The organism is Nonomuraea sp. NPDC049646, assembly GCF_044465525.1.
Classification (GTDB): domain Bacteria; phylum Actinomycetota; class Actinomycetes; order Streptosporangiales; family Streptosporangiaceae; genus Nonomuraea.
The window spans coordinates 94,897-112,900 of sequence record NZ_JBITLU010000008.1; the positions used below are offsets into that span (position 1 = coordinate 94,897).

Sequence of the window (18,004 nt, forward strand, 5' to 3'; positions counted from 1 at the left end):
CGCGCGCCCGCATGGCCTGCCGCAGCAGCCCCCACGTCCCGAGCGCGAACAACATCGAGCCGCACACCGGGAAGTCGAGGACCGGGTTCGTCACGATCAGCAGGTCGTAGCTCTGCGCGGCGGCGAACAGCTCCGCGCCGTACCGGGCCTCCCGCGGCCCGGCATGATGGGCGTACGCCGTCAGCGCGGTCGACTCGGCGACCACCGACCAGGCCGTGGCCCCCTCGTACGGAAACCCAGGCGGACGCAGGTCGCGCGCCCGCTCGACCGCCCTGCGGTAGTGCACCAGCGCCGCGGCCGTCTCCCCGCGGGCGAGGGCGATCTCGGCCGCGCACAGCAGGTCGATCGCCGCGCTGCCGAGCACGGTCTCACCCTTGCTGATCCCGTTGATGCCGGCGAGCTCGGCCTCGGCGGCGTCGAGATCGCCGTCGGCCAGCGACGAGATCAGCAGGACCGAGCGGAGCTGGGCCTCGTCGTCGGCGGCGCCGAGCCGGCGCATGACCGGCAGGGCGGTCCGCGCGTGGCCGACCGCCCGCCCGCGGTCGCCGAGCTGCATGAACAGGTGGGCCAGCACGGCGTGCGCGACCGCGCCGATCCACGGGCCCTCGCCGCCGCGGAGCAGCGACAGGGCCTGCTCGGCGGCCTCGATCGCCTGGTGCACCTCCCCGACGTTCTCCAGCACGTGGATGCTCGCCTGCGCCGCGGCCAGCGCCACGTCGCGGTCGGCGCTGCGGCGCAGCTCCAGGAGCGTGCGGTGGGCGTCGTCCCGGTCCCATGCCAGCGCCACCGCCGTCATGGCCACCAGGCGGGGGTCGGTCTCGCCGGTCTCCGGCAGGTCCTGCAGGAGCAGGCGCAGGGGATCGTGGGCGCGGTCGGTGACGGCGATGGTGTTCATCAGCGTGATCAGCAGGGCGACCCTGGTCACCTCGACGAGCGGCGGCGGCGGCACCCAGCCCTTGATCGCCTGGCCGATCGCCTCCCGGTGGACGAAGATCCGGGTGTGGTCGCCGCGGATCGACCACAGCGAGCCCACCCCGGCCAGCAACTGGACCGCCGCGGCCGGGTCGGCCTCGCCGAGCGCCTGCCGGAGCAGGTCGGCGAGGTTGCCCTCCTCGGCGTGCAGCGCGTCGGCCGACTCGTACTGGGCCGGGCCGAAGAGCATGTAGGCGTGCTGGAGGGCGTACGCCGTCGCCCACTTCCGCTGCGCGGCGCGGGCCGCCGTCTCCTCGCCGGCCTCCTTCAGCCGCAGCCGTCCGAACTCCCTGACGGTCTCCAGCATCCGGTAGCGCAGGCCGTACGCCGTCTCGCGGACGCCGACGATCGACTGCTCGGTGAGCGCGTCCACGACGGCCAGGGCGTCCGGGCCGAGCACGTGCTCGGCGGCGGTCAGCGTGAACCCGTCGCCGAACAGCGACAACCAGCGCCAGGCCCGCCGTTCGGGCTCGTCCAGCAGGTTCCACGACCAGTCGATCACCGCGAGCAGCGTCTGGTGGCGGTCGGGGGCCGTCCGGTTGCCGCCGCGCAGCAGGGCGAACCGGTCCGCCAGCCGCCGCGCGATCTCCTCGACCGACATCACCCGTACCTTGGCCGCGGCCAGCTCGATCGCGAGCGGCAGCCCGTCGAGGCGGGCGACGACCTCGGCGACCGCCTCCTCACCGATCCGCACCCCCGGGCGGGCGGCGGTGGCGCGCTGCCGGAACAGCTCCGCCGCGTCCTCGGCGAGCAGCTCGCCGAGCAGGTAGACGCGTTCGGCGGGGATCGACAGCGGGGCGCGCGAGGTGGTCAGCACCCGCAGGTCTCGGGTCGTCACGGTCAGGAACGCCACCAGGTCGGCGACGGCCTCGATCACGTGCTCGCAGTTGTCCAGGATGAGCAGCGCCGGAGCCTGGTCGAGGTGCTGGGCGATGCGGGCGCGCACGTCGGCGCGCTGCCCGGCGGTCAGGATCCGGCGCCCGCTGACCGAGTCGCGGACCCCGAGCGCCGAGCCCACCTCGCCCACCACGCCCTCCGGCGAGGAGACGCCGACCAGCTCGATGAAGTGCACGACGGGCTGCGCGGCGTTCCGGCCCGCCACATGGGCCAGCCGCGTCTTGCCCAGGCCGCCGGGGCCGACGACGGACACCACCCGGTTGGTCTGCAACAGGGCGTGGACGGCGCGGATGTCGTCCTCGCGGCCGAGCAGCGAGGAGCCGTCGAACTGGAGGCCGACGCGCACCGGCTGGTCCGCGGCAAGGAGTTCGGCGTACACGCGGGCCAGCTCGGGGCCGGGTTCGGTGCCGAGCCGGGCGATCAGGCCCGATCGGTGGCGTTCGTAGCGCTCCAGCGCGGCGGCGGCGCCGCGCACGGCGGCCTCGCTGCGCAGCAGGCAGGCCAGCAGCTCCTCGTCCTGCGGCCGTTCGGCCGCGGCCTCCTCCAGCAGCGGCAGCGCGGCCTCGTGCGCGCCGCCGCGGGCGGTCGCGATAGCCGCCACCCGCCGGGCCTCGGCCGCCTGCCGCGCCGCGACGGCACGCAGGTCGGCCGGCGCGCCCGAGGCGCCGTCCGGGCCGCTGCCCACGACCAGGTCCAGGGCCTCCTCGGCACGGCGGCGGGCGAGCGCCGCGTCGTCCCGGCCCAGCGCGGACCGCGCCTGCTCCACCAGCGTCCCCAGCAGCAGGACGTCGACCTGGTCCGCGGGCAGCCCGAGCCGGTAGCCGCGCGGGACGCGCACGACGACGTCGGGGCCGGTCGCGGCCCTGGTCCGGGAGACGACCACCTGCAGCGCCTTGGTCGGGTTGGCCGGCGCGCCGTCGGGCCACAGCTCCTCGACCAGCCGCTCGTCGCCGACGCCCGCGCGCCCGTGCAGGGCGAGCACGGCCAGCAGGGTGTGCGCGCGGTCGCCCACGACGCGCGCGCCGTGCCAGCGGACGCCGTCGAGGAGGACCAGAGCGGGAGACACATGCTCAGCTTACGGACGATTCACCGGCCCGCGCCGCCTCTCGCACCCGCCCCGCCGCAACGCTTCGGCCGACCGGCTTTCCCGCGGCCTTCCTCACGATTGGAGCGCCTTGGCCAGTCGCGCTCAGACCGCCTTGGCCGGTCGCGCTCAGACCGCCTTCACCCGGCCGGTGCCGAAGGGGGAGAGCTGCTGGATCACCGCGACGATGTCCGCCGCCGGAGGCGCCCCAAGCTCCCGCAGCAAAATCCCGCTGAACTTCTCGTACTGGCGCAGCGCGCTGCTGGGGTCGCCGCGGCGCGCGTGGATCTCCAGCAGGATGCGGTTCGCGCTCTCCGACCACGGCTCGGTCTGCACGGCGGCCAGCCCGTACGGCAGCGCCTCGGCGGGCCGGCCGAGGGCCAGCAGCCGGGCGGCGGCGCTCTGCAGGGCCTGCGCGGTGAGGGTGCGCAGCCGGTCACGGAGGTCGATGACCCGGTCGTCCATGAACCCGCACAACGGGCCGGCCACCGCGCGCGCCCGGCCTTCCTGCCGATGACGGGCCTCGTCGAGCGACCTCCTGCTTACGATGAGGCGTGGATCGGCTGCGGAGCGTCCCCATGGCGGAGGGCGAGGTGGAGGTGCTGATCGTCGGCGGCGGGCCGGTCGGGCTCACCGCGCGGGCGCTGCTGGAACGCTGGGGCGTGCGGGTCCTGCTGGTCGAACGGCACCGCGAGCCGTCGCCCTTCCCGCGGGCCCGGCTGGTCAACGTGCGGTCGATGGAGATCTACCGCGGGCTCGGGCTCGCCGCCGGGATCACCGCCCGCGCGTTCGCCCCCGAGTACGGCCGCATCCGCTTCCGCGACACCATGCGCAGCCGCGACTTCGCCACGGCGGCGATGACCGGCATCGACGCGCCGGTGGCCGAGAGCCCGGTGACCGGCGTGGTCACCTCGCAGGACCGCCTGGAACCCGTCCTGCTCGCCGGGGCGAGGTCGCCGGTCCGCTTCGGCGTCGCACTCGCCGGGCTGTCCATCGGTGATCTGCCCCTCGCCGGTCTGCCCCTCGTCGGCCCGCCCCTCGGTGACCTGGCGCTCGGTGACCTGGTGCTCGCCGGTCTGAGCGAGGAGGCGGACGGCGGCGTGGCCGTCGTGCTCCACGGCCCCGGGCGCGGCGAGCGCACCCGGCTCCGGGCCCGCCACGTCCTCGCCGCCGACGGCGCGAACTCCACCGTCCGGCGCCTGCTGGGCATCGGCGTCACCGGCCCCGGCAGCATGGGCGGCTTCACCACCGTCGTGTTCGACGCCGACCTCCGCCGCTGGTGCGCCCACCAGCCCGCCGGGGTCTACTTCACCGCGCACGGCCTGTTCGCGCCGCTGTATCCGGAAGGAGGCTGGGCCTGGTTCGTCCCCACCCCGGACGACGGCCCGCACGCCGACTGGCCCGCCCTTCTCTCGCGCGCCCTCGGCGACGTTCCGGCCGACGTCGTACGGGTCCAGCACTGGGAGAGCGACGCGTTCGTCGCCGAGCGCTTCCAGCACGGACGGATCCTGCTGGCCGGCGACGCGGCGCACGCCATGCCCATCGTCGGCGGGCTGGGCATGAACACCGGCATCGCCGACGTGCACAACCTGTGCTGGAAACTGGCGGGCGTCCTGCGCGGGTGGGCCGCTCCCGGCCTGCTGGAGACGTACGAGGAGGAGCGGCGGCCCGTCGCCTGCCGGACGCTGCGCCAGGCGGTGGCCAACACCGAGCTCATGCTCGACGTGCAGAACCGGCGCCGCGCCCAGCTCCGGGCCGGCCGGGCGGCGCCGGACCACGTCGAGCTGCCCTGGTCGGAGCGGTACTTCGCGCAGCTCGGCCTGGTGCTCGGCGTCACGTACCGCTCCGGCGCCGTCCTCGCGGACGAGGGACCCGCGCCGGAGCCGCCGGGCGCGGACTACGCGCCCAGCGCGGAGCCAGGCCGCCGGATGCCGCACCTCTGGCTCGCCCGCGACCGCTCGACCCTGGACGCGTTCGGCGAATGGTTCACTGTGCTCACCCCGGACCCCGCCGCCTGGGCGCCGCAGGCGACGCCGTGGCCGCTGCGCGTCGAGCGCCTTCCCGCGGAACACGCCGCGTCCTGCGGGCTCAGCGCGTACGGGGCGGTGCTCGTCCGGCCCGACGGGCACGTCGCCGCGCGCTGGCCCGGCCCGCCCCCGGCCGCCTCCACCCTCCTCGACGCCCTCACCGCGTTGACCGGGCTGGACACCCGAGCGGTCCGTCGCGCAACCCCTCCGTGACGACCGGCCCGCGCCGTCATCCCGCCTGCGCCGTCATCCCGCCTGCGCCGCATGCCGTCCCTTGCGCCGCTCGCCCAGCCGGACGCCCACGAAGACCAGCACGGCCAGCAGCACCGCGGCGATGACCGCGTTGGTGCCCAGCCCGACGTAGGACTCCACCAGCGACCAGTTCTCGCCGAGCGTCCAGCCGGCCAGCACGAACGCGGTGTTCCAGAGCAGGCTCCCGGCCGTGGTCAGGAGCGTGAAGACGCCCAGCGGCATGCGTTCCACCCCGGCGGGAACGGAGATCAGGCTGCGGAAGATCGGGATCATCCGGCCGAAGAACACCGTTTTGCGCCCGTGCCTGAGAAACCACGCCTCGGTCCGCGCGATGTCGGAGACCTTCAGCAGCGGGAGCCGGGCGGCCAGGGCCAGCGTGCGCTCGCGGCCGAGCACCGCGCCCACCCAGTACAGCGCCAGCGCCCCGATCACCGAGCCGGCCGTGGTCCACAGCAGCACGGCGGCCAGGTTCATGGTCCCCTGGGAGGCGGTGAAGCCGGCCAGCGGCAGGATCACCTCGCTGGGGAGGGGCGGGAAGAGGTTCTCCAGCGCGATCGCGATCCCCGCTCCCGGCGCGCCCAGCAGCTCCATCAGGTTGATCAGCCATTCCGTCATGCGTCAGAGACTAGGAACGATCGGGGGGCGGCCACCATGAGGCGGGTGGCCGTTCAGGGGTGCGGGAAACCACACCCCTCCGCTTTCCTCATGGGGGCTGATCACCGGTGCGCCACTCTCCGCGCGAGTTCGGCGCGCGGGAGGTCAGCGGACCTGCTGCAACCGGCATCCGACCCGCTTCAGCGCTATCCGACCGGTTTCGGCGGTATCCGACCCGCTTCAGTGGGAGCCGACCCGCTGAACTCGTCGCGCGTACGTGCCCCGTGCGTCGCCGCCGTCAGACGAACCTCGCCGTCGGCATGACCCTCTTCCTCAGCGCCGCGACGCCGACGGCCGCCACCCAGATGGCGGCGATGCCGTTGAACATCGCGACCGCGCCCCAGCCGTTCGAGGCGTAGAACTCCGAGGAGTTGAAGCCGAAGAACATCGACGGCACCCCGGCCAGGTGCAGTGCGGCGATGCCGAACGACGACCAGCCGACCCACCGGGACAGGGCGCCGGTGCGCAGCACCGCGTACCCGAAGGCGACACCGAAGACGACCAGCATCAGGTGGCTCATGGAGCCGTAGAGCAGGTAGGTGGGCACGGTGCGGGTCGGGTCGATCTCCTCGACGGCCTTGATGGCGCTGCTGCCCTCGATGCCCTTGGCGACCATGTCGATGATCGTCCACGCCACCCCGGCGGTGCCGGCGACCGCCCCGAACCATTCGTAGCGGGCGTCGGCCCGCGTGATGAGCGACCGGACGCCGCTCATGAACACCAGGAACAGCGTCAGCGCGCAGAAGTTGAACAGCGTGCGGGTGAGGATCAGCCAGTCCGGCATGAGGGCGCCGGTCTCGACGCTGCAGGCCGGAGGGTCACACGCGGGCACGACGAAGTAGAGGGGGAGCTCGGCCATCGCGAAGACGGCGCCGAGGATCGCGGCCACGCCGATCCAGCGGCGAGCCGTGTGCGGGAGCTGAATCTGTGTAAGCAATGAAGTGTTCATGGCATGCACAGTAGCAACAACTGTGTAAGCCGTCTACTATTTCCTTCAGATCTTTCGAGAGGATGCCGGCATGACCCCACGCAACAGCTCCGGACGCGACCTCACGCGAGACCGCGAGCCCGCGCCGGATCCCGCGCCCGCCGCCCACGCCGACCTGAATGCGCTGCCGCCGGGCCTGGCCGCCGCCTGGGGCGTCGTCGACACCGGCGGGCGGCGCGGCCCCAAGCCGGCGCACAGCGTCGAGAAGATCATCGCGGTCGCGACCGAACTGGCCGACGAGGAGGGCATCGCCGCCGCCTCCCTGCCGAAGGTGGCCGCCCGGATCGGCGTGACCGCCAACGCCCTGTACCGCTACGTCAGCTCCAAGGAGGAGCTCATCGTCCTCCTGGCCGATCGTGCCTGGGGCGACCCGCCCGAGCTGCCCGACGACGACTGGCGGGAGGCGGCCGCGCTGTGGTCACGCCGGCTGTTCGAGCGTTTCCTCTCCCGTCCGTGGCTGCTGGACGTGCCGACCACCGTCTCCCTGACCCCGCACAACGCGGCCTGGCTGGACGCCCTGATCACCGCCCTCGGGCCGACCGGCATGGAGTCGCAGCTGATGCTGAACTGCGCGTACCTCCTCGACAGCCACGCCCGGTACGGCGCCAACCTGCGACGCAACACCCCGACACCGGCCGCGTTGCGCCGCGCGAACCCCGACCAGCAACGGGCGGTCCGCGCGGTCCGCGTCTTTCTGGACGACCAGCTCCGCTCCCGCAACCTGAACGCCGTCGCGGACGCGATCCAGGACCCGATGTTCCTCGCCGACGAAACTCCACTCGACGGCTTCGAATTCGGCCTCGCCAGAATCCTCGACGGCATCGAGGCGTACGTCCAGCCGTAGGAACACCGCAGCAGCAGGGACGCCGTACCAGCCGGCCTGCCGCAACAGCCGGCCCGCCGCAACAGCCGGCCCGCCGGACGAAGGCCGACGGCGCGGGCTGTGACGGCCGAGCTGGTCGCCTGGAGTGCGCGACCCGCGAGCCGTCACGCTGCCATGGGCCGGAATGGCGGCCGCTCGGCTCATGGCGAGGCCACGGCCTGGGCTCGCCATGCCTGTAGGGCCCGTCCCCTGACGCGCGAGCCGGCGGGGTCCAGATCGGCGACCGCAACAGCGTGGTCGGCGACGTCGACGGCAATGTCGTCCAGGCCCGATCGATCCTCGGCCACGTCCTCGCCAAAGGCCGCAAACTATGGCCACTCGACTGACACAGACGCCGCACGCGCCGTTCGCTCGCTCACCCTGACGCCAGGTCCTCGAACCCCACCTTCAACCAAGCAGCCCCCACGACGACGTGCAACTCACCGCCTCGCCCCAGCACGGCCGCCGTCCTGGGAACAGGCCGTCCGTCGGGCATCACCAGCCGGGTGGGACGATCCACCGACAAGCCTTCTCCCTTGATGCTCCCAGCGACCACCCGGCGCCGATGATCTGCATAGCCGCCGACAAACGCCACCCGGTCGCCGGCGACGACGAGCGCATAGGCGCCCCTGACCGGCGTGGACCAGCCGGCGACCGCGCCGCCTCGAACCCGCACAAGCGGAAACTCGGTGTAGTAGTAGGCCCACGCGTCATTTCCCGACACGTTCAGCGCGTAGCAGTCGGAGATCGCGCCGAACTCGCCGTCGTACGGATATCGCCACGCGGGAGCCAGGTCGGCCCCGAAACGGATCAGCCCGGGGGAGCCGATGGGCGCAGGACTGCCATTTTCTCCCCAGCCGAAGTTGCCGAACACGCCTTCGTCGAAATAGCTCACCCATATGTCACCGGAAACCGTCGTCTGGACGTCGGCGATTCCGTCTCCCAGCACGCCCCTTCGCAGGAGTTTTCCATCGGCATCGTAGACGGCGGCATTGGATTCGGCCGCTCCGTCGCGCAAACGGCACCGCGCCCCCACCAGGAGCACGGCCCCGTCCGGCAGCGGCTGGACGTGGTTGTGCGCCTGTGAGTGCCGGGCGATGGAAACCGACCCCGCCAGATGGGGGCAATAGGTGGCGACATGTAGCGGGACTGGCGCAGCCGTACGTGAACAGGGAAAAGAAGCCCCATCGGAGGCGACAGTCCGGGCGGTCAGCGCATCCATGTTCTCCTGCGCGGCCCACACGACGACGAGTTCTCCCTCGGGACCTGCCGCCGTAGTCACCATCTCCGCGCCCCGGGATGGCGGTGCCAAGTCAGCGTGACGGCGCAGCCTCACAACGTCTGTCTTCCGGCGTCGCATGGGAGACAACCTTATTGATCGCATAGCGGAATCGCGCCTGAAATAAATTCCAGCCAATGCCTGCGCCGTCCTGGAGCCCACTATGGGGCCGATCTCCATATCGCAGCACGTCACCGGCGAGCCGGTGGTGCACACGAACCACATGACCAGCCGTCGTACCGAGGCGACGCCCGCCACGCAGCCAAGAACGGCTCCCGGACTGGGATCCTGGGGAGAAGCCCACCCCCGCCCCTGAAACCGCCACGCCATTGAGCGCGGCCCGGCTGCGCGCCACGCCAAGGCGCGGCGGCTGCGGCGGGACGGTCGGCGATGCCTTCGGAGACGAGGCCGTCCGGGGGTTCAGCGACGGGCTTTGCGCAGCCCGGTGATCTGCAGCTCGGCGAACAGCCCCACGACCAGGGCCTGCGCGATGCCCCAGACGGCCCCGAGCGTGCTGAACTCAAGCCCGCCCGTCACGACCGCGGCCACACTGCCCAGGGTCCAGACGATGTTCAACGCGATGACGGCCCTGACCGCGTTCTGGCTGATCGTGGGACGCGCGGCCACCAGGCCGACGGCGGCGCCGTACACGAGAAGGAAAATCCCGATCTCGCGCAGCAGCCCCGCGCCCGGCCCGAGCAGGTCGCTCACAGGGCCTGCCAGGCCCAGGTACATCAGCCCATTGACGCCGGTGACGACGGCGTCCGCAACAAGAGCGAGGCGCAGGAACTTGGTCCGGTCGGCGGTGATGGTGAGGGCGGTCATCTCTGCTCCTTCAAGTGCTCGTTTCGACACCTGAACAATGGCAGCGCGACGTAAGGACCGCGATTACGCGCCAGGTAATGAGAACGGCGACCAACCAGTGCGGGCCCTTCACATGGATGCGGCCGGCGGCCCTCGACCCCCGTTGTCAGTCCCAACGCCTACTGTCCACCGCATGGCAGTCCCCGAGATCATCCCCATCGTTCACGAACCCGGCTACCACACCGACACGATCGGCCATTGGGAAGGCGGCCAGTTCTTCGGTTCCGTCACAGCCGCCTTCCAGGGGGACTACACCCACACCGACGACTGGCAGAAGCACAAGCGCTGGTACGCCGTTCTGCACACCTTCGATGCCGCCGGCCACCACCTCGGCTCCGCATCGAACACACCGGAACCGACGAAGACCACCACTCGGCCGTCGCCCTCGCCGAAGAGCGACTGAAACACTGGCTCGACAATCTCACGGGCCTCCGCTTCGACGACATCGCCATCCGACCCTTCCAGCACACGTTCGACGGAGTACTGTTCGGCCTCGTCATCGAAACCTTCGAAGGCGAAGAACACGCCGAGTTCTACCCGAACAACATCGGCTTCTACGAACCCTGGGACGGCCTGTACGACACCTGAGCCATAGGCAAACGCGGACGCCTCATCAACGGCCTCTTGCCAGCCCCAATGACAAATGCGAGTCGGCGGAGAGTGACCCTGTAAACCGGTGGCCGGGGCGGCCGCCGATCTCGACTGATTGTCGGTACGGCCTGCCACCATTTCTCGCGTGACGACACCCGCCCCCGTGGCACCGTGCCGATCACCACAACCGGCTACCGCCAGCGCCGAAGTGAGCGATCGTCAGGGCCACCACCACGACGACGTCGGGAAAGGACTTCCTTGTGTCACAAGTTCTGTCGTCGGATGATCGAAGGCGGGTGGGTGACGCTGGGCCCGACCGACCGAAGATCCGCAGCGCGGCCGGCGACCGCCCACGGGCGGCGGGTCGCCGCAGGCGCCCCGCCCTTGCAGTCGTGGAGAAAGTCCTCATCCACTCAGCGATCACAGCCTTGATCTGCGGACATGTCGGATCGCCCATCGTGCCGGGCCAAAACCATGCCGATGGTCTCGGTCCTCAACCGATGTGCAGGCCGGCCGCTTGGAGGTAGCGGTGCCTGCATACTCACAGGCGTCGTGATCTCCGCTCTCCGCAGCCGATTGGGCTGGGACCGTGCTGGCGTACAGGTTCCGCGAGCCGCGGTATACAGGAGATCAGGTCTCGAAGACCATCGGGATCGGTCAACCGCGCACCTGGTGTTCCACGCGATGACGGATGTACTCGTCTGGATGCGAGCGGGCGATCGACACCGCCGCGTCCACAAGGTCATGCAGCTCCGGTGGGTACGCGGATCGCCAGAGTGGTAGTCCGGGGATGAGGCATCGCCGCACGTTCAAGTGCTCATTACTCACGAACTCTTTAAGTGCTGCCTGGTGCCAGTCCTGAGTCAGGAGCGATGGGTCATCCGGCTCTGTCTGCCCCTCAGCGGTCGGAGTCTCTGCTCGCACTTGGTGGAGCTGAAGCGGTAGAGCCGACCAGTACCACGCTCGCGCAGCGCCGGCCCGCTCCTCGTCGGTGCCCGTCAGCAGACGGTCGAGCAGCGCCGCTCGGACGCGCCAACGTCCGAATGCGTTCAAAGCTGGCTCGATGAACTGACGGTTGAAGCTCGGATCCGGGTCGTGGACGGCCGCCTGGATGAGTACATCGAAGGACGCATCAGACAATGTCAGGCCATCACGGCAGGCTTTCCGGAGTGCCGCCCGCGCCCGCTGAACCCAGCGCCGCTGATCGCCGGAATCCGGCTCGGGCACCACCTCGATCCCCAGCAGGTCAACCACGGCCACCAAGCATTGTCGGAACGACGCCATGCCGTCATCCGTTCGCGCTGGCAGCGCCATGAACATCTGCTTCGCACCCACTGTGTCCTTGGCGGCCGTTCCATTCTCACCTGTCGTCAACGGTCTCTCCAACGTTCAACCCTGGTCAGTTAGGCGCAATTGTCCTCGTCGCTGCGGCGGATTACCAGAACAGCGCTCATAATCTCTCACCAGCTCACGAGAGTCGGCTGCCGGCTCCTTGTCATACTTGTGCCTCGCTTCGGTTCGCCTCGACGTTAACCCGCGCGTGGCAATGCTCATCCTGCGCCACTCGCAGATCTCGATGACCATGGACATTTGCGCTCAAATCCCAGCCTCAAAACTCGTAAGGTGCTTGGCCGGCTGGATCAGAGTCACGACCGTTCAAGCGAGACATAACTAATCTCGCGGTACTACACATAGGTCCTCTGGGGGTATCCCAGAGGACCTATGTGTGTGCAGAGGATCTAGCCATAACCGAAGGGATATGTCGGACTGGCTACGGTGGCCATTTCGCTTTCCGCTGCTTGTGGTTCAAAAGAATAGGGCTTCCAGTGAGGCGCCAGTCCACTTCCTTTCGGACGTAGCGGAGGGCGAATGACGCATCCTGTGGTCTGCGAGCGGGCAAAAGGGCATTACTGTGGATGTTCCGCGTGCGGTGGGGCGCAGCACGGCTGGACCAACGCTCTCTTGTTGGCCCGAGACCCCTCTCCCGTTGCTCGTCAAGAGGCAAGAGGTCGCAGCGATGTCGCCTGGACCGCAACTCGGCCTCCCGTAGGGCGACGAAAGCCATCCAAGGACAGACAGGCAGCAGCCACCGACAGCGCCACGGTCGATCTCGTTGACTGGCTATCCGAAAACCCCGACACCATCGACCGCATCCAGGAAATCGGAGACATCCTGGCCGGTCCCGTCATCCACGAGCTGGACAAGAGGTTCGGCGGGAGCAAGCCTCGAGAAGCCAGAAGGAAACTCACCGATCATTTCTGGTGCGATCTTCTCGTCACGGTGGCTGAGGCCATAGAAAAATTCTCGAAAGCCATGGACCGAATCCCGGAGTACGTGACGACGGTCATCCTGCAGTCCCGCAAGGCCCAGGGCCACAGCGTTCTCCACGATGCGCTGGTGCGTCATGCCGTACGGACGGCGTGGGAACCCATCAAAAGCGTGATCCACACGACGGGGATCGAGGAGCTGCAACGATCATGCCGGATCCTCGCCGTCCTGATCTGCCCGGCACCCGAGGATCACAAGGCCGTCCAGGACGGCGCCCTTCTTCCCCTGGCGAAGGAGGGGCTGTTGGAGACCAGCAGGGAGCGGCTTGAGCAGGTCTTCCCCGCGGATTGGGTCCAGCGTCTACGAGAGGGCCTCAGCGGTGCCTGAGTAGAGCGGCCAGCGTCCCGTCGGCAGGAGTTGTACGCATGGGACCGGCTGTGTCGGGCTGCGCTGTTGTACGCCCACGAAAAGGGCCCTCTGGGATGATCCCGGCGGGCCTTTTACCTGCTGTGCGGCCGGAGGTACTCTAAGCCCCAACTTCTGATCCGTAGCCAGTTCGGGACCGTCCACCAGCGTCTACCGGTTCTAGAAATGCCTGCTCACCGACGCTCTCGTTGTGATCGCTGCAACGAGCGTCCATCGGTATCCAGGGACGTTGTGAGCAACGTTGTTAACTGGACCGGCCACCATCGGCGTCATCGTGATGAGGGTTCCCCAGTAGAGCGTGCAGGCGACGAACCTCGTTCCAGCAAACGCAGGACATCGGACCGTGCGTGCGCGATGAACGCCGCATTCTCATGCCGGCGATCGTCGGGGACCTGCAATGTAGGGGCTTCGGGAACTGCACCAAGGTGGCCGCCACCATCTCACCGCTATCCCACGCCGGCCAACGCTCACCTCGTCAAATGTGTGATCTATCGCTCGCCATGAGCAGGAGACGTCACTGGAGTTGAGCATGTCGGGGACCGAAACAATGCGAGGTCCAGCGACACGATCGTAAGTACGCTTTGACGTTCGTCTCACGGATTTGTGTGTTCGCAGCCCAATGCTGGCAGGGTTCGGACCCGCGCTGCCGTCCTCTTCTGCCGATGAGCGTGCGCCATATAGGCCGCGGCGAGGACGTCGGAAGGGCGGAGCGAGGCAAACGCACAGTCCTGGGATCAGTAGCCGGGTTCGCCTCCGGAGGCCAGCCGGGCCGCTGCCTCGGCGGGAGTGTCGTCGTAGCCCGGCCGGGCCACGAGCACCGATTGGAAGAAGTGCCCCTGCGCCTCATCTGGGTCATCATCGGCTGCGAACGGTCGCCACAACGCGAGGTATGACGCTCGCGCGGTGAACCCGTCATCGTCTTCGTTCGGCATGAGGTCGATGTGGCTTCGGAGCCGCTCCACGACCTCCAGCGCGGGCAGGCCAAAGATGTCGACGTCGCGGTAGCGCACCACGTCGCGCTCGTGCGGACGCCACACCTCGATCGCATTGACCCGGTCCCGCGTCGGCCCCGCCCCGAAATGCACGCTGAACCCAAGCCCGCTCGTCAGGTGCACGGCCAGCTCGCCGTAGGCGGTCGGCTCCAGCGGACCCAACGTTTCGAGCGCCGCTCGTGCCTCGTCTGGCGTCATCCCGAGCCGCAGCGGACCGATCCCGTGCGGCGGGTCGAGCACGAACTCCATCGGCTGATCATTGCAGGCTCCCATCCTGGAGAGAAACCCAACAGTTTCAACCAGCGGGCCGTTGTCACGGCGCACGCTTCTGCACCTGTTCGAGCGGGCGCATGGCGGTGCTTGACCAAAGCGAACGAGATCGGGTCATGGCGGGATCGGGTAGGTGCGCCTTCGCTGTCAGGCGCTCGACTCAGATCGAGATTCCGAGGAGAATCAGTGGCCAAGCGCGTCAACGTCGCCGATCCGGACGAGTAATAGTTCGAGTGCGAAAACTGCGAGGGCACGGGGACCGTAAATGTCCCAGACGGACTCGATGAGTCCACCAGCGTCAGGGCCGAGTGTCCTGGCTGTGATGCCTGGGCTTCTACGAGGGCGACACCGACGATGTCGACGCCTGAGGCCAGGTGCTTTGGCGGGTGTTGTAGGAGCACGGAAAGGCGTAGCGCCGCGCTACTCCGGTGCGCTCAGGCGATGGGCGAGTAGCGGGAGCCACGCGTTGGCAAGGTACCGAGCCGGTCCTGACAAACACAAAGGTCCGTCCCTGGCTGCGGGCCTTCCTGCTGTGCGCGACGGACAGGAGTTGAACCCGTTACCTTCTGATCCGTAGGGAACGACAGATCGCACGTCAGGGGCTGCTCGGCCTGCTCACGCGGCGGATGGACGCTGGTCGGGGTGATCGCGTAAGACAGCGTTCCTGTACGTGCTGCTGTACAGCCCGCGCATCCAGGAGCCGAGGGCCTGTCCGAAGAGACTCGTCAGTCGTCGAAGCCGGCGATCCATTCATTGATGAACTTCGACGCCTCCTCGGCTGTGACGACATCGCTCCTGGGGGCCGATGCGAGGCTGTCGACAAGCAATTCTGGCGATACAGGTTGCCCAGCGACGACTACGTAGCACGACAGGCCCTCACTCATCTGACGTGACATCGAGGAGACGAACGCATCGCGGCGGTACCTGTTGCAGAGCAACAGCAGGTTCTGCTGTTCCAGCTCTGTTCTCAGCTGTCGCAAGGCGTCTTCGAAGTCGATCGATGATCGAACCCTGATCGGCGAAGCGCTTGCGCGAGTCAGCCGGAGCTCGTACGTCTCGCCATCGGTCTGCGTTGTCACCTGGCATGGCAGAAGGGATTCGTCCGCCAAGCTGACCAATTCGAGGTCGCGCATGTTCACCTCGGCACGTAGTGGGGGTTCGGAAATCCAGACGTCGTCAGCGCTTCCGTACTTGCCCGGCTTCCAAGCTATTCGTGCTCTTCCGGGACAAGGATCCCAGTCGCTACAGTGACGCCTGCCGTGATCGCGATCACGATCCCGGGGGCAGAACGCCTGGAAGGACAAGGAGATGGCGCTACGTGCAGTAAGGACGGGTGCCGGAACGCTGGTGGTCGCGCTGGGTCTCCTGGTGGCAGGCACGTGCTGGTATACGCCCGCGGTGATGGCGACGCCGGCCGCTCTCACAGGCCATCGTGCCTGGCCCGCCATCCCCGCCGGGGCTCCCCCCTTCGGAAGTGAGCTGCGCGGACCGTTGAAGGGCCACACACGCGGCATCAGCGCGCTCGCGATCGGCGAGCGCAGTGACGGCACCCGGGTCATTGTCTCTGCCGGCTTCGACAAGACGTTGCGGGTGTGGAGCCTCGACACGGGCAAGCCGCTCGGCAAGCCCATCACCGGCCACACCCGGCCGGCCTACGACGTGGCGATCGGGAAGCGCAGCGATGGCACCCCTGTCATCGTCTCCGGCGGTGAGGACGGCACCGTACGGATGTGGAACCTCGACACCGGCATGCCCTTGGGCAAACCACTCAGAACCGGGCACGCGCTCGTCCACGCGGTCGCCATAGGGAAGCGCAGTGACGGCACGCCGGTCATCATCTCCAACGGCGAGGGGCGCAAAATGGCCGCGCTCCACATGTGGAACCTGAACACCGGCAAGCTCATCGGCAAGCCATGGTGGGGTCACTATTCCGGCGTCATGGACATCGAGGTCACCAAGCGCGCCGATGGAAAGCCCGTCTTTGTGACCGGCAGCACCGACTCAAGGATGCGAATCTGGAATCTCGACACGCGTAAGCCCATCGGCAAGCCTCTCAACACCTGCGTCACCTGCATGGTGTACGGGATGGCGATCGCGGAGCGCAGCGATGGACAGCGTGTCGTGATCTCGGCAGAGGTCCCGAACTTTCCTTTGGACGAGGGAAGCCCGCCAGCGGCGCTGCGGATTTGGAGCCTGGAGTCGGGCCGGCCTCTTGGGGAGCCCCTGACGCATGAAGGAAACGCCCACCACCCCTTCGTCGTGACAATCAAGGACGGTGACGGCACCCCTGTCATCGTCTCAGGTGGCGACGACCGTAACGTGGTGGTGCGCGACCTCGACACCGGCCTACCGCTTGGCGGCCCCTTCACCGGCCACACCGACAACATCAGCGCTCTGGCTGTGGGCACACGTGAGGACGGCACCCCCGTAGTCGTCTCCGGCAGCTTCGACAGCACGATCCGGCTGTGGAGTCTCGCCTGAGCAACCCATCACTGACGCCTACTTCTTGGGAAGATCCGTTTCTGAGTGCGTGCTTGAGATGGGCGAGCAGCCTCAGTCACAGACTGGCTGACGTCGAACGGGTCCCCCGCGGGAGATGCGACGGGTCACGCCGGCGATGGCAGCCCAGTGGACGAGCGGGCGTCCCGCGCATCCGTGTGCACGACCCCCGACACAGCCCAAACGTGATGTCGACGAGGTTGCTGTACGCAGCCACTGGACGGATACGAAAAAGGCCCTCCGGGATCATCCCGGAGGGCCTTTGACCTGCTGTGCGGCCGGAGGTACTCGAAACCCCAACCTTCTGATCCGTAGTCAGATGCTCTATCCATTGAGCTACGGCCGCTCGCTGCGTAAGCAAGCATAGCGGGTTCTGTGCAGTGCATCGAACCGAATACCGCGATCACTGGCGAGCCGGCTCGTCCTTCTTGGGCCAGAGCGTGTAACTCACCGGCCAGATCAGGGCGATCAGGGGGACCTTGAGGAGGTTGAGCATGAAGTCCACCAGGGCTTTTGTGCGGGAGGGGTCGTTCACGAGCCAGATGAGGCCGAAGAGGATCAGGCATGAGATTCCGTACGCCAGGAGCATTTTCAGCCAGAACGCCCACTCGTAGCGTGTCCGGGCGGGTCCGCCTGCTGGCGGCTTCCAGGGCGGGGGCCGCCGGCGAAGCGGTGGTGGAAGCGGGCGTCGGCCCAGCGCATCGTCCGGTGGCCGAAGACGATCGAGTAGGCCAGGTAGGCCGCAGCCAGGCCGTGGCGCAGGTCTGCTGTGGCGCCGCCGCGCATGTCGATGACCGCCGCGGCCAGGAGGACCACGTCGAGGAGCGGGACGCAGAGCAGCAGGGCTGTGCTCAGCCGTCGGCGCTTCCAGAGGTAGCGGCAGGCCAGGCCGAGGCCCAGGAGGAGCCAGAAGCCGATTTCGCAGCCGATGAGGATGGCGACAATCACGTGTACCAGCTTGCGGCGATTCGCGGCCCGGCACATCGTCGGCGAAAACGAGCCTGTGGATACATCGAAAGGTGTATCCACAGGCTGACCCTCGGAGGACGGCGGCGGCGGCCGGGAGTGGTGAGATGAGG

15 protein-coding genes, 1 tRNA gene and 1 pseudogene are annotated in these 18,004 nt (G+C 68.6%); 5 read left to right on the top strand and 12 right to left on the bottom strand.

What is annotated here, in order from left to right; genetic code table 11:
* Window positions 1-1,468 precede the first annotated feature (1,468 nt).
* Together ACIBQ8_RS24395 and ACIBQ8_RS24400 are read right to left on the bottom strand one after the other, a co-directional pair.
* Window positions 1,469-2,935 (bottom strand): annotated as a pseudogene (locus ACIBQ8_RS24395) (BTAD domain-containing putative transcriptional regulator); the annotation flags it as partial.
* A gap of 147 nt (window positions 2,936-3,082) precedes the next feature.
* On the bottom strand, window positions 3,083-3,442 hold the full coding sequence (locus ACIBQ8_RS24400) for a bacterial transcriptional activator domain-containing protein (protein ID WP_397193036.1): 360 nt from the start codon (window positions 3,440-3,442) through the stop codon (window positions 3,083-3,085).
* 65 nt (window positions 3,443-3,507) lie between these two features.
* On the opposite strand from ACIBQ8_RS24400, the gene ACIBQ8_RS24405 reads away from it, so the two are divergent.
* On the top strand, window positions 3,508-5,193 hold the full coding sequence (locus ACIBQ8_RS24405) for an FAD-dependent monooxygenase (RefSeq protein WP_397193037.1): 1,686 nt from the start codon (window positions 3,508-3,510) through the stop codon (window positions 5,191-5,193).
* Between the two features lie 33 nt (window positions 5,194-5,226).
* On the opposite strand, the gene ACIBQ8_RS24410 is transcribed toward ACIBQ8_RS24405, so the two are convergent.
* Together ACIBQ8_RS24410 and ACIBQ8_RS24415 are read right to left on the bottom strand one after the other, a co-directional pair.
* Window positions 5,227-5,847, bottom strand: coding sequence for a DedA family protein (locus tag ACIBQ8_RS24410; RefSeq protein WP_397179953.1), 621 nt, complete (start codon window positions 5,845-5,847; stop codon window positions 5,227-5,229).
* Between the two features lie 277 nt (window positions 5,848-6,124).
* Window positions 6,125-6,835 carry a hypothetical protein gene (locus ACIBQ8_RS24415; protein WP_397179952.1) on the bottom strand — a complete coding sequence of 237 codons (711 nt, stop codon included), beginning with the start codon at window positions 6,833-6,835 and terminating at the stop codon, window positions 6,125-6,127.
* Between the two features lie 70 nt (window positions 6,836-6,905).
* Between ACIBQ8_RS24415 and ACIBQ8_RS24420 the strand changes: the two genes are divergently transcribed.
* Window positions 6,906-7,718, top strand: coding sequence for a TetR/AcrR family transcriptional regulator (locus tag ACIBQ8_RS24420; RefSeq protein WP_397193038.1), 813 nt, complete (start codon window positions 6,906-6,908; stop codon window positions 7,716-7,718).
* Window positions 7,719-8,112: 394 nt separating this feature from the next.
* On the opposite strand, the gene ACIBQ8_RS24425 is transcribed toward ACIBQ8_RS24420, so the two are convergent.
* Complete coding sequence (locus ACIBQ8_RS24425) at window positions 8,113-8,958, bottom strand: hypothetical protein (RefSeq protein ID WP_397193039.1); 846 nt, start codon at window positions 8,956-8,958, stop codon at window positions 8,113-8,115.
* A gap of 477 nt (window positions 8,959-9,435) precedes the next feature.
* Window positions 9,436-9,840, bottom strand: a complete 405-nt coding sequence (locus ACIBQ8_RS24430; protein WP_397193040.1) for a hypothetical protein — start codon at window positions 9,838-9,840, stop codon at window positions 9,436-9,438.
* 172 nt (window positions 9,841-10,012) lie between these two features.
* Here ACIBQ8_RS24430 and ACIBQ8_RS24435 point away from each other — a divergent pair, with 172 nt between their 5' ends.
* The gene (locus ACIBQ8_RS24435; RefSeq protein WP_397193042.1) at window positions 10,013-10,282 is read left to right on the top strand and encodes a hypothetical protein; all 270 of its coding nucleotides are present in this window, start codon (window positions 10,013-10,015) and stop codon (window positions 10,280-10,282) included.
* Window positions 10,283-11,127: 845 nt separating this feature from the next.
* Here ACIBQ8_RS24435 and ACIBQ8_RS24440 read toward each other — a convergent pair.
* Window positions 11,128-11,844, bottom strand: coding sequence for a hypothetical protein (locus ACIBQ8_RS24440; protein ID WP_397193043.1), 717 nt, complete (start codon window positions 11,842-11,844; stop codon window positions 11,128-11,130).
* 591 nt (window positions 11,845-12,435) lie between these two features.
* On the opposite strand from ACIBQ8_RS24440, the gene ACIBQ8_RS24445 reads away from it, so the two are divergent.
* Complete coding sequence (locus ACIBQ8_RS24445; RefSeq protein WP_397193044.1) at window positions 12,436-13,125, top strand: hypothetical protein; 690 nt, start codon at window positions 12,436-12,438, stop codon at window positions 13,123-13,125.
* A 773-nt stretch (window positions 13,126-13,898) separates the two neighbouring features.
* Here the strand turns inward: ACIBQ8_RS24445 and ACIBQ8_RS24450 are convergent.
* On the bottom strand, window positions 13,899-14,405 hold the full coding sequence (locus ACIBQ8_RS24450; protein WP_397193045.1) for a hypothetical protein: 507 nt from the start codon (window positions 14,403-14,405) through the stop codon (window positions 13,899-13,901).
* A gap of 746 nt (window positions 14,406-15,151) precedes the next feature.
* On the bottom strand, window positions 15,152-15,559 hold the full coding sequence (locus ACIBQ8_RS24455) for a hypothetical protein (protein WP_397193046.1): 408 nt from the start codon (window positions 15,557-15,559) through the stop codon (window positions 15,152-15,154).
* Window positions 15,560-15,734: 175 nt separating this feature from the next.
* Between ACIBQ8_RS24455 and ACIBQ8_RS24460 the strand changes: the two genes are divergently transcribed.
* On the top strand, window positions 15,735-16,907 hold the full coding sequence (locus tag ACIBQ8_RS24460) for a WD40 repeat domain-containing protein (RefSeq protein WP_397193047.1): 1,173 nt from the start codon (window positions 15,735-15,737) through the stop codon (window positions 16,905-16,907).
* A gap of 291 nt (window positions 16,908-17,198) precedes the next feature.
* Here ACIBQ8_RS24460 and ACIBQ8_RS24465 read toward each other — a convergent pair.
* From ACIBQ8_RS24465 to ACIBQ8_RS24475, 3 genes are all read right to left on the bottom strand, one after another.
* Window positions 17,199-17,271, bottom strand: a tRNA-Arg gene (locus ACIBQ8_RS24465).
* A 57-nt stretch (window positions 17,272-17,328) separates the two neighbouring features.
* On the bottom strand, window positions 17,329-17,460 hold the full coding sequence (locus ACIBQ8_RS24470) for a hypothetical protein (protein WP_397193048.1): 132 nt from the start codon (window positions 17,458-17,460) through the stop codon (window positions 17,329-17,331).
* Window positions 17,461-17,516: 56 nt separating this feature from the next.
* On the bottom strand, window positions 17,517-17,873 hold the full coding sequence (locus ACIBQ8_RS24475; protein WP_397193049.1) for a hypothetical protein: 357 nt from the start codon (window positions 17,871-17,873) through the stop codon (window positions 17,517-17,519).
* Between the last annotated feature and the right edge of the window lie 131 nt (window positions 17,874-18,004).

What these genes read in the sequence shown, in the direction of transcription:
- ACIBQ8_RS24410 (WP_397179953.1), bottom strand. Translation starts at nt 5,847, where the DNA reads ATGACGGAATGGCTGATCAACCTGATGGAGCTGCTGGGCGCGCCGGGA.
- ACIBQ8_RS24415 (WP_397179952.1), bottom strand. Translation starts at nt 6,835, where the DNA reads ATGAACACTTCATTGCTTACACAGATTCAGCTCCCGCACACGGCTCGC.
- ACIBQ8_RS24420 (WP_397193038.1), top strand. Translation starts at nt 6,906, where the DNA reads ATGACCCCACGCAACAGCTCCGGACGCGACCTCACGCGAGACCGCGAG.
- ACIBQ8_RS24425 (WP_397193039.1), bottom strand. Translation starts at nt 8,958, where the DNA reads ATGGATGCGCTGACCGCCCGGACTGTCGCCTCCGATGGGGCTTCTTTT.
- ACIBQ8_RS24430 (WP_397193040.1), bottom strand. Translation starts at nt 9,840, where the DNA reads ATGACCGCCCTCACCATCACCGCCGACCGGACCAAGTTCCTGCGCCTC.
- ACIBQ8_RS24435 (WP_397193042.1), top strand. Translation starts at nt 10,013, where the DNA reads ATGGCAGTCCCCGAGATCATCCCCATCGTTCACGAACCCGGCTACCAC.
- ACIBQ8_RS24450 (WP_397193045.1), bottom strand. Translation starts at nt 14,405, where the DNA reads ATGGAGTTCGTGCTCGACCCGCCGCACGGGATCGGTCCGCTGCGGCTC.
- ACIBQ8_RS24455 (WP_397193046.1), bottom strand. Translation starts at nt 15,559, where the DNA reads ATGCGCGACCTCGAATTGGTCAGCTTGGCGGACGAATCCCTTCTGCCA.
- ACIBQ8_RS24460 (WP_397193047.1), top strand. Translation starts at nt 15,735, where the DNA reads ATGGCGCTACGTGCAGTAAGGACGGGTGCCGGAACGCTGGTGGTCGCG.